Annotated in this window: 15 protein-coding genes; 6 read left to right on the top strand and 9 right to left on the bottom strand. The window is 59.7% G+C overall.

The annotated features are described in order from the left end of the window. Positions 1–75: 75 nt before the first annotated feature. From CD351_RS09505 to CD351_RS09475, 7 genes are all read right to left on the bottom strand, one after another. On the bottom strand, positions 76–843 hold the full coding sequence (locus CD351_RS09505; protein WP_174214263.1) for an ABC transporter permease: 768 nt from the start codon (positions 841–843) through the stop codon (positions 76–78). Continuing rightward, positions 843–1,790, bottom strand: coding sequence for an ABC transporter ATP-binding protein (locus tag CD351_RS09500; RefSeq protein WP_111993690.1), 948 nt, complete (start codon positions 1,788–1,790; stop codon positions 843–845). The genes CD351_RS09505 and CD351_RS09500 overlap by 1 nt, the downstream gene beginning before the upstream one ends. Before the next feature lie 52 nt (positions 1,791–1,842). Further along, positions 1,843–2,880 carry a tRNA preQ1(34) S-adenosylmethionine ribosyltransferase-isomerase QueA gene (queA, locus tag CD351_RS09495; RefSeq protein WP_111992426.1) on the bottom strand — a complete coding sequence of 346 codons (1,038 nt, stop codon included), beginning with the start codon at positions 2,878–2,880 and terminating at the stop codon, positions 1,843–1,845. Positions 2,881–2,973: 93 nt separating this feature from the next. Further along, the gene (locus CD351_RS09490; protein WP_111993689.1) at positions 2,974–3,684 is read right to left on the bottom strand and encodes a peptidylprolyl isomerase; all 711 of its coding nucleotides are present in this window, start codon (positions 3,682–3,684) and stop codon (positions 2,974–2,976) included. Between the two features lie 112 nt (positions 3,685–3,796). Next, a complete protein-coding gene (coaD, locus tag CD351_RS09485) occupies positions 3,797–4,309 on the bottom strand; it encodes a pantetheine-phosphate adenylyltransferase (protein ID WP_111992425.1) in 513 nt (170 codons plus the stop codon). A gap of 48 nt (positions 4,310–4,357) precedes the next feature. Next, on the bottom strand, positions 4,358–5,272 hold the full coding sequence (locus CD351_RS09480) for a polyprenyl synthetase family protein (RefSeq protein ID WP_111992424.1): 915 nt from the start codon (positions 5,270–5,272) through the stop codon (positions 4,358–4,360). Position 5,273: 1 nt separating this feature from the next. Then, complete coding sequence (locus tag CD351_RS09475) at positions 5,274–5,543, bottom strand: exodeoxyribonuclease VII small subunit (protein ID WP_111993688.1); 270 nt, start codon at positions 5,541–5,543, stop codon at positions 5,274–5,276. 65 nt (positions 5,544–5,608) lie between these two features. On the opposite strand from CD351_RS09475, the gene CD351_RS09470 reads away from it, so the two are divergent. The 5 genes from CD351_RS09470 to CD351_RS09450 are packed head-to-tail and all read left to right on the top strand — an operon-like array spanning position 5,609 to position 10,564. Beyond that, on the top strand, positions 5,609–6,013 hold the full coding sequence (locus CD351_RS09470) for a DUF2177 family protein (protein ID WP_111993687.1): 405 nt from the start codon (positions 5,609–5,611) through the stop codon (positions 6,011–6,013). Between the two features lie 26 nt (positions 6,014–6,039). Beyond that, positions 6,040–6,714, top strand: a complete 675-nt coding sequence (locus tag CD351_RS09465) for a hypothetical protein (RefSeq protein ID WP_111992423.1) — start codon at positions 6,040–6,042, stop codon at positions 6,712–6,714. Positions 6,715–6,730: 16 nt separating this feature from the next. After that, positions 6,731–8,986, top strand: coding sequence for a phosphoribosylformylglycinamidine synthase subunit PurL (gene purL / locus CD351_RS09460; RefSeq protein WP_111992422.1), 2,256 nt, complete (start codon positions 6,731–6,733; stop codon positions 8,984–8,986). Then, complete coding sequence (locus tag CD351_RS09455) at positions 8,971–9,312, top strand: DUF6122 family protein (protein WP_111992421.1); 342 nt, start codon at positions 8,971–8,973, stop codon at positions 9,310–9,312. Before purL ends, CD351_RS09455 begins: the two co-directional genes overlap by 16 nt. A gap of 1 nt (position 9,313) precedes the next feature. Then, on the top strand, positions 9,314–10,564 hold the full coding sequence (locus CD351_RS09450; RefSeq protein ID WP_111992420.1) for a TCR/Tet family MFS transporter: 1,251 nt from the start codon (positions 9,314–9,316) through the stop codon (positions 10,562–10,564). Here CD351_RS09450 and CD351_RS09445 read toward each other — a convergent pair. Continuing rightward, positions 10,561–11,352: a Coq4 family protein gene (locus tag CD351_RS09445; RefSeq protein WP_111992419.1), complete on the bottom strand. Its 792-nt coding sequence runs from the start codon at positions 11,350–11,352 to the stop codon at positions 10,561–10,563. The two genes, CD351_RS09450 and CD351_RS09445, sit on opposite strands and share 4 nt — an antisense overlap. 86 nt (positions 11,353–11,438) lie before the next feature. Between CD351_RS09445 and CD351_RS09440 the strand changes: the two genes are divergently transcribed. Beyond that, the gene (locus CD351_RS09440) at positions 11,439–12,125 is read left to right on the top strand and encodes a nitroreductase family protein (protein WP_111992418.1); all 687 of its coding nucleotides are present in this window, start codon (positions 11,439–11,441) and stop codon (positions 12,123–12,125) included. A 32-nt stretch (positions 12,126–12,157) separates the two neighbouring features. Here the strand turns inward: CD351_RS09440 and CD351_RS09435 are convergent, their stop codons facing one another. Beyond that, on the bottom strand, positions 12,158–12,982 hold the full coding sequence (locus CD351_RS09435) for a Coq4 family protein (RefSeq protein ID WP_111992417.1): 825 nt from the start codon (positions 12,980–12,982) through the stop codon (positions 12,158–12,160). Between the last annotated feature and the right edge of the window lie 81 nt (positions 12,983–13,063).

Raw genomic sequence — 13,063 nt, 5'->3', positions numbered from 1 at the left:
AGTGAATATGACGCCTTCGGGCTGGGTATCACTAGCGATTTGACGAAAGTGTGGTGCCACAGCAACACACCATGCTCATTCACGAAGCCGCCAACCGGTCTTGAAGATGAATGCAATGATCCCGGTGCACAATGCGAGGAAGCCAAGCGTAAGGCTTAGCGATACCCAGATCGAGACATCAGAAGTGCCATAGAACGTCCAGCGCAGGCCACTGACGAGAAACGCGATGGGGTTCGCGTAGGCAATGGTCGACCATATCCCCGGCAGATCGTCGATTGAGTAGAACGTGCCCCCCAAAAAGGTGAGCGGCGTCAGGATCAGTAGCGGTATGATCCCGAGCTTTTCGAAGCTATCGGCCCAGATGCCGAGAATGAATCCGAACAGCGAAAAGCTCGCAGCGACCAGCATGATATATCCAATCGCGGCGAGCGGATATTTGATCTCATAATCGACGAACAGGGTGGCCGTGCCGAGGATAATCGCGGCAAGGATCAATCCCTTGGTCGCTGCTGCCCCAACGAAACCGATCAACGTTTCCGCAACGCCCACAGGGGCGGAGAGAAGCTCGTAAATGGTTCCGGTGAAGCGCGGCATGTAGATACCGAATGACGAGTTGCTGGTGGTCTCGCCCAGAAGGGTCAACATCAGCAAGCCCGGAATGATGAAAGCGCCATACGCGACCCCGTCGACCGGTTCCATGCGTCCGCCGATCACTGTCCCGAACACCACGAAATAGAGCGAGGTGGTCAGTACCGGCGAAAGGATCGACTGAAAGGCGGTGCGAAGCGCGCGCATGAGCTCGCGTTGATAGATCGACCATGCGCCGCGAATGTTGAAGGCCATCACGCCGCCTCCTCTTCCCGCGCGGAGACAAGATCGACGAAGATGTCTTCGAGCGAGGAATCGTGGATGTCGATCCCGCGATAATCGATTCCCGCTGCGATCAAGGCCTTTGTAAGTGCTGCGACTTCCTCGCTTCCGCTGCCCGATCCATCGCCGCCGCGATAACAAATCTCCCGCCCATCTTCGGTGAGCAACACAGAAAAACGCGCGATACTGTCCGGCAATTGGGACAGAGGCTCTGCGAGTTTGAACACGGCCTCGGTTGTTCCCATGCGCTGCATCATCGCCGCCTTGTCATCGACCATCAGGATCTTACCGCCGCGGATGATGCCAACCCGGTCGGCCATCAATTCGGCTTCCTCGATGTAATGAGTGGTGAGGATGATTGTCGTACCGCGTTCGCGCAGAGCCGCAATCTGCTCCCACATGCCTTTGCGCAGCTCCACGTCGACGCCAGCGGTTGGTTCGTCCAGAAACAGGAGTTCAGGTTCATGCGCCAGCGCCTTGGCGATGAGAACGCGGCGCTTCATTCCGCCGGACAACTCACGGATCTGGCTGTCCTTCTTCTCCCAAAGCGAAAGTGAACGGAGCACTTCCTCGATCCTCGCCTTGTCTGGAGGATGGCCGAAAAGGCCGCGCGAATAGGACACCGCCCGCCAGACCGTTTCGAACATGTCGGTCGACAGCTCTTGAGGGACTAGGCCGATACGCGCACGGGCCTTGCGCCAATCGTTCGAAAGGTCATGCCCGAACGCCGTGATCGTTCCGCTGCTTGGCCGCACGATGCCGCAGACCGACCCGATAAGCGTCGTCTTTCCCGCCCCGTTGGGGCCGAGCAGTGCGAAAATCTCTCCTTTGCGGATCGACAGGTCGACATTGTCGAGCGCTTTGGTGCCGCCCGCATAGACCTTGGTAAGGCCGCTGATCTCAAGGATTGTTTCGCTCATCATGCGCGATGTGGCACAGCACGCCGCGATTGCAAGCACGCTGGCCCCTCTCTCAAGGTAGAAGCAGCGAAGAATCTCCATACGAGTAGAAACGATAGTTTTGTCGGATCGCGTGCTCGTACGCCTCCATCATACGCTCGCGCCCCATGAGCGCGCTGACAAGCATCATCAAAGTGGACTTCGGCAGATGAAAGTTGGTCATCAATCCGTCGACCACGCGAAACTTGTAACCCGGCGTGATGAAAATGTCCGTGTCACCGGCAAATTCGCGCAACTTGCCATCTTCGCCCGCTGCACTTTCGAGAAGCCGCAACGAAGTCGTTCCGACAGCGATTACCCGGCCACCTGCCGCGCGCGCTGCATTGATGCGCGAAGCCGTACCGGCGTTGATGCGCCCGAATTCGGAGTGCATCTTGTGATCTTCGGTGTCATCCGCCTTGACCGGCAGAAACGTGCCCGCGCCAACGTGTAGCGTCAGCATCTCCCGCTTGATCCCCGCATTGTCGAGCGCGGAAACCAGTTTTGTCGTGAAATGAAGGCTTGCCGTAGGCGCTGCGACCGCGCCATCCTCTGCCGCGAACATCGTCTGGTAGTCGCGCTGGTCCTGGTCATCGACCCCGCGTCGCTGGGCGATATAGGGCGGGAGCGGCATAGTCCCGGCCCGGTCGAGCAAGACTTCCACCGGCTCGGCACCCTCGAACAGGAGCGTCATCGAGCCATCGCCGTGACGCTGTTCAGCAATAACGGTGACACCGCCCCCAAAGACCAGTTGGTCGCCCTCTTTCACGCGCTTCGCGTTGCGGATGAAGGCTTGCCATCGGCGAAGGTCGATGCGCTTGTGCAGGGTCGCACCGATCTTGGCATCTCCCCCCGCACGCCGACCTTCTAGCTGCGCGGGTATCACCCGTGTGTCGTTAAAGACGAGCACGTCGCCCGGCTGAAGCAGGTCTGGCAGATCTGAAACGCCGTGATCGCAAAGAGGGCCTTGCGCCCCCTGCACCAAGAGCATGCGCGCAGCATCGCGCGGACGCACGGGTCTGAGGGCTATTCTTTCCCGGGGAAGCTCGAAGTCAAACAGGTCAACGCGCATGGCCCGCGCCCATAGTCGCTTAGCTTATGGTTGGTAAACCCTGCGCGCGGCGTAGGCCGCATGGTAATGGGAATAACCCAGATCGTTGCGCCCTTACTGGAGCGGGGCGTTGAGCAGGTCCGCCGTGATATCCTGTTCCGGCTGCGGCGCTGGTGCCGCCGTGACGCGCGGCTTGTTATCGCTCGCCAGTGATGCCTGCAGGATGCGCGTCGGGTTCTGCGGCGGTTCGCCAAGATTGATGTCGTCGACGGCTTTCATGTTTTCGATCACGCGGCCAAGATTGGTGTAGCGCTTGTCGAGGCTGAAACGCGGATAGAAAACGATGAAGAACTGGCTGTTCGCGCTGTTGTCGTCAGAAGCGCGCGCCATCGACAGGGTTCCGCGAACATGCGGCATGGGATTGAACTCTTCCTCAAGGTCGGGAAGCTGGGAGCCACCCTGCCCCGTGCCGGTAGGGTCACCGCCCTGCGCCATGAAGCCATCGATAACGCGGTGGAACACCACGCCATCGTAAAATCCTTCCTTGGTCAGTGTCTTGATGCGCTCGACATGCTTGGGCGCCCATTCTTCCATGAGGCGGATCTTCACCCGCTCGCCATTCGACAGGTCGAGCACCCAGACATTGTCGGGTTTTACGCTCGCGTCGAACTCGACCGGCGGAAAGGTACGCGAGTCGACTTCTTCTGCGACAGCGCCTTCGTCGCGATTATCCTTGAGCGCCTCGTCAACTTCCTGCGCGATGGCGGCAGTCGAGGCCGAAAGAATTGCGATAGCGGCAAGCGAGCCGAGGGTTTTCTTGAACATGGGTGCCTTCACGGGTCCGAGCGGCCTTCGTAAGTTTGAGAACAGAATGGCTGATGCGTCTAACGGCGGCAGGCTGACACTTCAATGAATGAGTGTGCGGCCTTCACCAGCTCTAATAATCGCCCTTGCGGCCGACTTCCTCGACGCGGGCGATCACTTCGTCCTTTACCGGTGCGCTGACGAAGGGGGAGATGTCACCGCCATAAAGCGCGATTTCCTTTACCAGCTTCGATGCAATCGGTTGAAGCGAGACGTCCGCCATAAGAAACACGGTCTCGATGTCGTCGTCAAGCTGCTGGTTCATGCCTGCCATTTGATATTCGTATTCGAAGTCGGCGACGGCGCGCAGACCACGGATGATGACGTTTGCGCGCTCTTTCTGCGCGAATTTCACGAGCAGCGCGTTGAAGCCAACCACCCTGACATTTTCGAGGCCCATGGCAGCGACTTCCCGCTCTACCATTGCGAAGCGTTCATCGGTCGAGAACATGGGATTTTTCGACGGGTTGGTGGTCACGCCGATGATGAGCTCGTCGACCAGTTTGGACCCGCGCCGAATGATGTCGGCATGGCCAAGCGTGATCGGGTCGAATGTGCCGGGATAAATCCCGATGCGGCTGGTCATGGCAACGTCCTCATGAAACGCCGGGTTCTTTCGCCCGGCTCCGTATTCCTAGCGATCCCGCTCGACAATGAACCGGGCCAGCGCGCGCAACGTGTCCGCCTCGCTGCCATGGCTGGCGAGGTGCGCGATTGCCTGATCGACCAGCGCGCGGGCCTGTTCGCGGGCCTTGTCGACGCCCATGAGCGTGACAAACGTCTGCTTGCCCTGTTCGTCATCCTTGCGCAGCGCCTTGCCAGCCTTGTCGGCATCGCCTTCAACATCGAGCAAGTCGTCTGCAATCTGGAAGGCAAGCCCGATATCGCGCGAATAGGCGCGCAGGTGAGCGCGGCCCTCGGGCGCAACTTTGCCCAGGATCGCACCCATCTCCACGCTCGCGGCCAGCAGCGCTCCGGTTTTCAGCTGTTGCAGGCGCGTAATTGCGCGAAGGTCGTATTGGACGCCTTCTTCATCGGCCACCATGTCCATCATCTGACCGCCCGCCATGCCTCCCATGCCACTCGCCTTTCCGAGCGTTGCGATCAATTCGCTGCGAACGAAGGGGTCGGCGCTGGTCTGGCTGTCGGCGAGGATTTCGAAGGCGAGCGCGTGAAGCGCATCGCCCGCCAGCACCGCCGTCGCATCGTCATAGACCTTGTGCACCGTAGGCTTTCCGTGGCGAAGGTCGTCATCATCCATGCACGGCAGATCGTCGTGAATCAGCGAATAGACATGGATCGCCTCGACCGCGGCAGCGGCGCAGAGCGCTGCGGTGCGATCTACGCCGTACAGCTCCGCCGTGCTTACCAACAGCAGCGGGCGAACGCGTTTACCGCCGCCCATCGCAGCGTAGCGCATGGCTTCGACCAGTCTGGCACTTGTATCATCCGGAACAGGCAGGAACGCGTCGAATACGGAATCAATCTCGCCCTGTACCCGGTGGAGAGCATCGCCCAGCAGATCATTCTCGACACTTGCGAGGGCCATGTCAGTTGTCCCCGTCGAGAGGCGCGGTGCCAGCAGGCTTGCCGTCCGCGCCCGCAACGATCTTCTCGATCCGTGCCTGCGCCGTGTCGAGCCGATCCTGACAGGCGGCGCGAAGCCGCTCTCCGCGTTCGTAAAGTTCGATAGACTTGTCGAGCGGCACATCGCCGCGCTCAAGCTGCGTCACAATCTCTTCGAGCGCGACCAAAGCTTGCTCGAAACTCATTTCATTGATTTGCATCTGTTCCGATCCGGAACCCGTTCCCTCGTCCATGGGTTCTTGCATTGACGCTGCGCATCGGCGCGGTCAAGGCCACCTTCGTACGAGAGAGAATTCTAATGACCAAGTTTCTGATCGCCTATGCCTGCGCTGCCGTCGTGTTCGGCGTGCTCGATGCACTCTGGCTGCGCTGGGCGGGCGATAACTTCTATCGCCCGGTGATAGGCGAGATCATGGCCGACGAATTCCGTGCCGCACCCGCAGCCGTGTTCTATTTTCTCTATCTCGCAGGAATGACATATTTCGCGATTAAGCCGGGTCTGGAGAGCGGACAGGTGATGACCGCCCTCATCAATGGCGTTCTTCTCGGCGCGCTTTGCTACGCAACATATGACCTTACAAGTCAGGCTGTTCTCAAGGTTTGGGCGACCAAGATCAGCGTGATCGATATCATGTGGGGAGCATTTGCGACCGGCACGGCAAGCGCTGTTGCAACATGGGCCACTTTGCGCTTCACGAGCTAGGATAAAATCGGGGGCAGGATTTTCCAATGTTCATCGGGCATTTCGCACCGGCATTCATCGCCGCAGCAGCCTATTCACGCGGGCCGAAACTCGGCACGTATTTCGTGGCCGCGCAGCTCGTGGACTGGGCCTTTTTCACATTGGCGATCGTCGGGGTCGAGAAGATGCGGGTCGATCCTGCGGCGACCGAAATGGTGCCGCTCGACCTTTATTATTATCCGTTCACCCACAGTCTTGCGGGAACCGGCATATGGGCTCTTGGCTTTGCGCTGATCATCGCGATCTGGCAGCGCAGTGCACTGGGCGGCGTGCTGGCCGGACTGGTCGTCGCCTCGCACTGGGCGCTCGACTGGCTTGTTCACGCACCTGACCTCACGATCGCAGGCGGCGAGAAGACCTACGGCCTTGGCCTGTGGAATTCTCCCGAAATCGCGATGCCGCTGGAAATCGGGATCACGCTCGCTGCGTTCTTCTATTATTGCAGCAAATCGCGCGGTCCGATTGCTCAACCGGTTCTGCTTATGCTCGTCATGCTGGCAATGCAGGCGATCAACTGGTTCGGTCCGCATCCGGAGGAAGCCGGGTTGTTCCTCTATCTTCAGGCGCTCGTAGCCTTTGCCGTCATCACTGCATTTGCTGTCTGGGTGGGGGAGAATCGCTATTTTACCCAAAGAGGCGGCTTGGCGGCAGCGGGCCTCTGACTTATGGGCATCGCCCATGACTACAAATACGAGCGAAATCACGCCAGAAATCGTCGAACAGCATGGCCTGTCACCCGAGGAATACGAACGCGTTCTGTCGGGCCTTGGCCGTGAGCCGAACCTTGTCGAGCTTGGCATTTTCTCGGTCATGTGGTCCGAGCATTGCAGCTACAAGAGCTCGCGCCTTCACCTAAAGAAGCTGCCTACAGAGGCCGGTTGGGTCATCTGCGGCCCGGGTGAGAATGCGGGCGTCATCGACATCGGTGACGGGCAAGCTGCGATCTTCAAGATGGAGAGCCACAACCACCCCTCCTACATCGAACCCTATCAGGGCGCGGCGACGGGTGTGGGCGGCATTTTGCGCGACGTATTCACCATGGGCGCACGGCCAGTGGCGAACATGAACGCGCTGCGCTTTGGACGGCCCGACCACCCCAAGATGAAGCACCTCGTGCAAGGCGTTGTCGCGGGGATTGGCGGCTATGGTAATTGTGTCGGTGTGCCGACGGTGGGCGGCGAGACCAACTTTCACCCGGCCTATGACGGCAACATCCTCGTCAACGCGATGACGGTCGGAATCGCGGATGCGGACAAGATTTTCTACAGCGCCGCCACCGGCGTCGGCAATCCGATCGTCTATGTCGGTTCCAAGACCGGGCGCGACGGCATTCACGGCGCAACAATGGCCAGCGCCGATTTCGAGGAAGACGCCGAGGCAAAGCGCCCGACCGTGCAGGTTGGCGATCCCTTCACCGAAAAGCTGCTGATCGAAGCCTGCCTCGAACTGATGGCGACCGACGCAATCGTCGCAATTCAGGACATGGGCGCGGCGGGCCTCACCTCCTCCAGCGTCGAAATGGCAACCAATGGCAAGGCCGGCATTCGGCTCGACATGGACAAGGTGCCGTGCCGCGAAGAGGGCATGACGCCATACGAAATGATGCTGAGCGAAAGCCAGGAGCGTATGCTCATGGTTCTGAAGCCTGGCAAGGAAGAGATGGCTGCGGCGATCTTCGAGAAGTGGGAGCTTGATTTTGCGGTAATCGGCGAGGTCACCGACACGCGCCACATGGTGCTCGAATGGAATGGCGAGGTTGTGTGCGACATCCCGCTCGGTCCGCTTGCCGCAGATGCGCCGGAATATGACCGCCCTTACCTCTCGAAAGAGGAGTATATGCGCTGGGCAAATATCGCGCCGATGCAGGACGTGCCCGACACCGATGATCCGGGCGCAGACCTGCTCAAAATGCTCGCCAGTCCGAACCTTTCATCAAGGGCCTGGATTGCCGAGCAATATGACAGCCAGGTCATGGTCGACACCCTCCAGACCGGCGGCGATGCGGCGGTGGTGCGGGTGCACGGCACCAACAAGGCGCTCGCGATCAGCACCGATTGCACTCCGCGCTATGTCTATGCCGACCCGTACGAAGGCGGCAAGCAGGCCATTGCGGAGGCCTATCGCAATTTGTGCGCGGTAGGCGCGCGACCTCTGGCCGTCACCAATTGCCTGAATTTCGCCAACCCGCAGCGTCCCGAGATCATGAGCCAGTTCGTCCACGCTCTCGAAGGTATGGGCGATGCGTGCCGCACGCTCGACTTCCCGATCGTCTCGGGCAATGTCAGCCTGTATAATGAGAGCAAGGCAACGGGCGGCGGTTCGGCCATCCTCCCCACGCCGGCCATTGGCGGTGTGGGCATTTTGGAAGATGCGTCGAAGATGGTGACCCCCGCCTTCAAGGCCGAAGGCGACGCGATCTACCTTCTCGCACCTGAATTCTGGGCAAAGCCCGATCCGACCCGCTCACATCTCGGAAAGTCGATGTGGCTCGATGTTGTCAAAGGCCGCGATGAAGGCCGTGCGCCGCCGGTAAATCTCGCAGCCGAATTCGGCGCAGGCCAGATTGTGCGCAAACTCATCGGCGCGGACCTGCTCTCGGCAGTTCACGACCTTTCCGATGGCGGTCTGGCCGTCGCGCTTGCCGAGATGGCTCTGGCCGGTGATGTCGGCGCGGATCTCGTCGACGGTTACGAAGGTTATACAGCTGCGCAGTGGTGGTTCGGCGAAGATCAGGCACGCTATGTGCTGACGGTCTCTCCCGAAAATGCCGACGCCTTCAACCGCATGGTTGCCGAAGGCCCCGACATTCCAGAAGCCGAAATGGTCGGTTTCCACCGTATCGGAACTGTCGGAGGAGACAGCCTGCTCGGCGTGAGCGTCGCTGACCTTCGCGCTGCGCACCAGAGCTTCTTCGCCGAATGGATGGAAGCATAGAGCTACTCCAGCCCGTTCTGCATTATGGCGGGCATTTCCTCGTCCCGTTCCTGATCGCTGCCGTGATCTGGCGGGACAGCTGGAAACGAGCTGGCGTCGTGATGGTCGCGGCGAACCTGATCGATCTCGACCATCTGCTTGCCGATCCGATTTTTGATCCGGGGCGCTGTTCGGTCGGCTTTCACTTGCTCCACGGCTGGGAAGCGGCGCTCGTATACGGGCTGATGCTGATCATACCCAGATGGTGGGTGCGCGCCTTTGGGCTTGGAGCGCTCTGGCACCTTTGTGTTGACGCAGGCGACTGCTTCGCGATGACTGCGCTTTGATATGAGCCAGCAAAGCGCCCAACCTCCTGCGAACACGACGACGTTGTTTTTCGTCGCGCTGATCGTGTTCGTCGACATGGTCGGGATCGGCTTGATCGTGCCCGTGCTGCCGGGGCTGCTCGAAGAAGTGACCGGGGAAACGCTCGACCGGACAGCGCAGATCGGCGGATGGCTGCTGTTTGCCTATGCCGTCATGCAGTTCACGTTCGCGCCGATCATCGGTGGGCTTTCCGACCGTTTTGGACGGCGTCCAGTGCTGCTGTTCACGCTGTTCATGCTGGGTGTCGATTATGCGATCATGGCCTGGGCTCCGACGCTGTTCTGGCTGTTCGTGGGCCGCATCCTGTCGGGAATCATGGGGGCCAGCTGGGCTGCGGCGAACTCCGCGATTGCCGATGTGGCAAGGCCCGAAGAGCGCGGAAAGTTCTTCGGCATCATGGGTGCTGCTGGCGCTGCGGGTTTCGTCATTGGGCCAGGTATTGGAGGGTTGCTCGGATCAATCGACGTGCGACTGCCCTTCATAGCCGCCTCCATGCTCGCCATCGGCGGAGCGATTGCCGGATATTGGCTGCTGAAGGAAACGCTCCCGCCTGATCGGCGCCGTGGTTTCTCCATCACGCGCGCCAATCCGCTCGGCACGTTGATCCAGATGGCACGCCATCCGGTCGTCTTCGGGTTTCTGACGGTGATCTTCTTCATGCAGATGGCAGCGCAGTCGCACCAGTCCGTCTGGGCCTATCACACCGATCTGGTTTTCGGGTGGAGCACGCTCCAGATCGGTCTCAGCGTAGCGCTTTACGGGGTCATGGTAGCGATCACTCAGGGCGCACTGACGGGGAAGGTGATCGCGCGCATTGGCGCTGCGCGGACGGTCCTTATCGGCTTCATCATATCGCTTCCTGCCAATCTGATGTTTGCGTTCGCGCCCGCGGGCTATTTCATGGTGATCGGCATCGTCATCGGCAGCCTGGGAGCAATCGCGTTTCCAGCGATACAGCAAATGATGAGCGAGCGGATCGCCGACGATGCGCAAGGCGAGTTGCAAGGCGCAGTCGCGAGCACCATGAGCATCACCAGCATCATTGGCCCGTTGATCATGACGCGCGCATTCGGCACTTTCGCCGATGCACAAGGGGTGTACTTCCCCGGTGCGCCATATCTCCTGGCAGCTTTGTTCGGTGCGACCGCCCTGTGTATTGCCGCGTGGAACATTTCCCGGATAAAGGCGACGCCGGAACCTGCGGAAAGTTAGGCCGCCTCGGCGTTTGTCAGGGTTAGATCAGCGGTGGCAGTGCCTTCGGCTTCGAGAATTCGCAGGCATTCGCGGTAAAGCACAGGCTTGCCAATGCCGAGACGCCCGCGAGCCTCGCCAATGTCCTCGCGCATCACAGCTTCGACATCCATATGCGCCAGTTTTTTCGCTGCGCGGCCAAGGCGCTGCCCCTCACGCACTGCGGCGTATAACGGAGCCTTGGTGCCCGAGACTTTCTTGATCTGGCGCGCGCCGGCAAACGCGATGAATTGGATCCCGCGATTGTAGTTCTGCGAATAGGAAAATCCGAGAAGGCATGCCTCACCCAGCGCATCGCGGCCATATCCGGTCAGCACGTGGAAAAGATCGTGCGTGTCGCGCAAGCGGTCAAAATACCACTGCGTCAGGTCCTGCGGCAGATCTTCGGGCGGCGCCCATTTGTGGCTCTCCGCAACAAGACCCGCTGCGGTCAGCCCCTCGCGCTTCATGAAGGCCATATAGTGTTTGCCGACCGAGTTTTCCGGCAAATCGGCCCAACGATCATGATCGTCGAGCATCGCCGGAATATCGACTTCGGTCTTGAGGAAATGCTGGCCTTCGGGCGACTGGATAAAATCCCAAGCCTGGCGCACGCTTTTCTTGCCCTTGGTCGCCTCGATAATGTGGAATACCTGCTCGGTATCCTCTTTATCTTCGACCAGCTTTCCAAAGTGGTGCAGCACTTTAAGTGGCTGAAATCCCGTGAGTTCGCGGGTTTCGGATACCAGTGGACGATTAATCAAGGGCATCTGAGCTTCCTCCTGCAACGCTACTTACATCGATGTAAGTTAATTGTCCACTTCCCTCGCATCGCAGAAACAGGAATACGGGAGCGATGAAAGAACACGACACAGTCCCTTATTCGCTCGAAACCCTGCCAGACGATGAAAGCATCGCTCGCGCAAGGGCACTTCGCGACCGGCTGAAAGAACGCAGGACCTGCCGCTATTTCTCCGATGCGCCGGTCCCTCGCGAAGTGATCGAAGCAGCAATCGAAGCGGCCGGCACCGCGCCCAACGGCGCGAACCACCAGCCATGGCACTTTGCCGTCATATCCTCGCCCAAGAAGAAACGCGCCATCCGCGAGGCTGCCGAGGCGGAAGAACGGCGCTTTTATGGTGCCGATGGCGATGATCCCAAGGCGAGCGATGAATGGCTCGGCGCTCTCAAGGACCTTGGCACTGACGAGGACAAGCCGTTCCTCGAAACTGCGCCCTATCTGATCGTCGTCTTCGCCCAGCGAAAGGGCGGGATCGAAGAGGATGGCAAGACGCAAAACTATTACGTCAATGAAAGTGTCGGGATTGCTTGCGGGATGCTTATCGCGACATTGCACGAAGCGGGTCTTGCCACTCTCACGCACACGCCCTCACCCATGGGTTTTCTGCGTGAAGCGTGCGAGCGGCCTGAATGGGAAAAACCGCTGATGATCGTTGTCGTCGGCCATCCGTCAGACGACGCAACTGTCCCGGCGCACGCCCTACAGAAAAAGCCGCTGAGCCAGATTGCAAGCTGGCTCTAGCGGCTGTTTCTCACCTCGTGCTCTGACGCGGATCAGGCCGAAGCCAATTCCTGCGGAGTGTTTTCGCTTGCGAGGAGGTTGTACGGGTCGATGCCCTCTTCGCGCCAGATGCGGTGGCATTCGCGATACTGTGTGGGCTCGGGAATGTTGAGCGCGCTGCGCACGCCGTCGACCGGCTGCTTGAGCAGTTCGCGGATCGGCTGTTCAATCAGGCGAGCTGCGCCGCGACCGGTGGCCTTTGCCTGGCGAACTGCGCCCATGACCGGCGCGTTCGAACCCCAGACCATCTTCTTGATATTGGCGGCACCGGCATAGCCGATCAGCAGGTGGCCCTGCGTCGGCGACTGGCCGTGCGTGAACAGCAATACGCACTGCTCACCCAAAGCATCGCGGCCATAACCGGTCAGCACGTGGAAAAGATCATGCGTGTCGCGCGAGCGATCGCCAAACCATTGAACGAGGTCATCGTATTTCGGACGGCCAAGCTTGTCCGCTTCGGCAACCAGACCAGCAGCTGTCAGGCCTTCTGTCTCCATGAAGTCGCAATAGGCGTGAGCCAGCGACCCCTTGGGCGTCTTGCGAAGCTCGGCATGGTTGTCGAGAATTTCGGGAAGATTGGGCTCGGTCTCGCGCAGATACTGGCCATGCTGCGAAAGCGTCAGGTTCTTCACTCGCGGCATGAATTGCTTCGAAGGGAGCGACTCATAAATCTTGAAGACAAGGCTGGTGTCTTCCTTGTCCTTCATCAGAAGGCGAAAATTCTTGATCGCGCGCGGCAGGGAATAGCGCGGCTCTGGACGGTTCGGGTCCCGCAGGACGGTGCCGTCGGATGCAAACAGATCGAAACAATCGGTCATGGCGGCTGGCCTTCTTCGCGTGGGCGGTGCTGGGGTTGGGCGATAAAAGACCCGCTAGCACCTCTTACTTACACTTATGTA

Source organism: Erythrobacter sp. KY5 (assembly GCF_003264115.1).
In the GTDB taxonomy this organism is placed as follows: Bacteria; Pseudomonadota; Alphaproteobacteria; order Sphingomonadales; family Sphingomonadaceae; genus Erythrobacter.
Note: the sequence above shows the minus strand (reverse complement) of the source record. Positions and strands in the feature narration are given on the sequence as shown.

What these genes read in the sequence shown, in the direction of transcription:
- purL (WP_111992422.1), top strand. Translation starts at nt 6,731, where the DNA reads ATGACTACAAATACGAGCGAAATCACGCCAGAAATCGTCGAACAGCAT.
- CD351_RS09470 (WP_111993687.1), top strand. Translation starts at nt 5,609, where the DNA reads ATGACCAAGTTTCTGATCGCCTATGCCTGCGCTGCCGTCGTGTTCGGC.
- queA (WP_111992426.1), bottom strand. Translation starts at nt 2,880, where the DNA reads ATGCGCGTTGACCTGTTTGACTTCGAGCTTCCCCGGGAAAGAATAGCC.
- CD351_RS09505 (WP_174214263.1), bottom strand. Translation starts at nt 843, where the DNA reads ATGGCCTTCAACATTCGCGGCGCATGGTCGATCTATCAACGCGAGCTC.
- CD351_RS09450 (WP_111992420.1), top strand. Translation starts at nt 9,314, where the DNA reads ATGAGCCAGCAAAGCGCCCAACCTCCTGCGAACACGACGACGTTGTTT.
- CD351_RS09440 (WP_111992418.1), top strand. Translation starts at nt 11,439, where the DNA reads ATGAAAGAACACGACACAGTCCCTTATTCGCTCGAAACCCTGCCAGAC.
- CD351_RS09445 (WP_111992419.1), bottom strand. Translation starts at nt 11,352, where the DNA reads ATGCCCTTGATTAATCGTCCACTGGTATCCGAAACCCGCGAACTCACG.
- CD351_RS09455 (WP_111992421.1), top strand. Translation starts at nt 8,971, where the DNA reads ATGGATGGAAGCATAGAGCTACTCCAGCCCGTTCTGCATTATGGCGGG.
- CD351_RS09490 (WP_111993689.1), bottom strand. Translation starts at nt 3,684, where the DNA reads ATGTTCAAGAAAACCCTCGGCTCGCTTGCCGCTATCGCAATTCTTTCG.
- CD351_RS09500 (WP_111993690.1), bottom strand. Translation starts at nt 1,790, where the DNA reads ATGAGCGAAACAATCCTTGAGATCAGCGGCCTTACCAAGGTCTATGCG.
- CD351_RS09465 (WP_111992423.1), top strand. Translation starts at nt 6,040, where the DNA reads ATGTTCATCGGGCATTTCGCACCGGCATTCATCGCCGCAGCAGCCTAT.
- coaD (WP_111992425.1), bottom strand. Translation starts at nt 4,309, where the DNA reads ATGACCAGCCGCATCGGGATTTATCCCGGCACATTCGACCCGATCACG.
- CD351_RS09475 (WP_111993688.1), bottom strand. Translation starts at nt 5,543, where the DNA reads ATGGACGAGGGAACGGGTTCCGGATCGGAACAGATGCAAATCAATGAA.
- CD351_RS09480 (WP_111992424.1), bottom strand. Translation starts at nt 5,272, where the DNA reads ATGGCCCTCGCAAGTGTCGAGAATGATCTGCTGGGCGATGCTCTCCAC.
- CD351_RS09435 (WP_111992417.1), bottom strand. Translation starts at nt 12,982, where the DNA reads ATGACCGATTGTTTCGATCTGTTTGCATCCGACGGCACCGTCCTGCGG.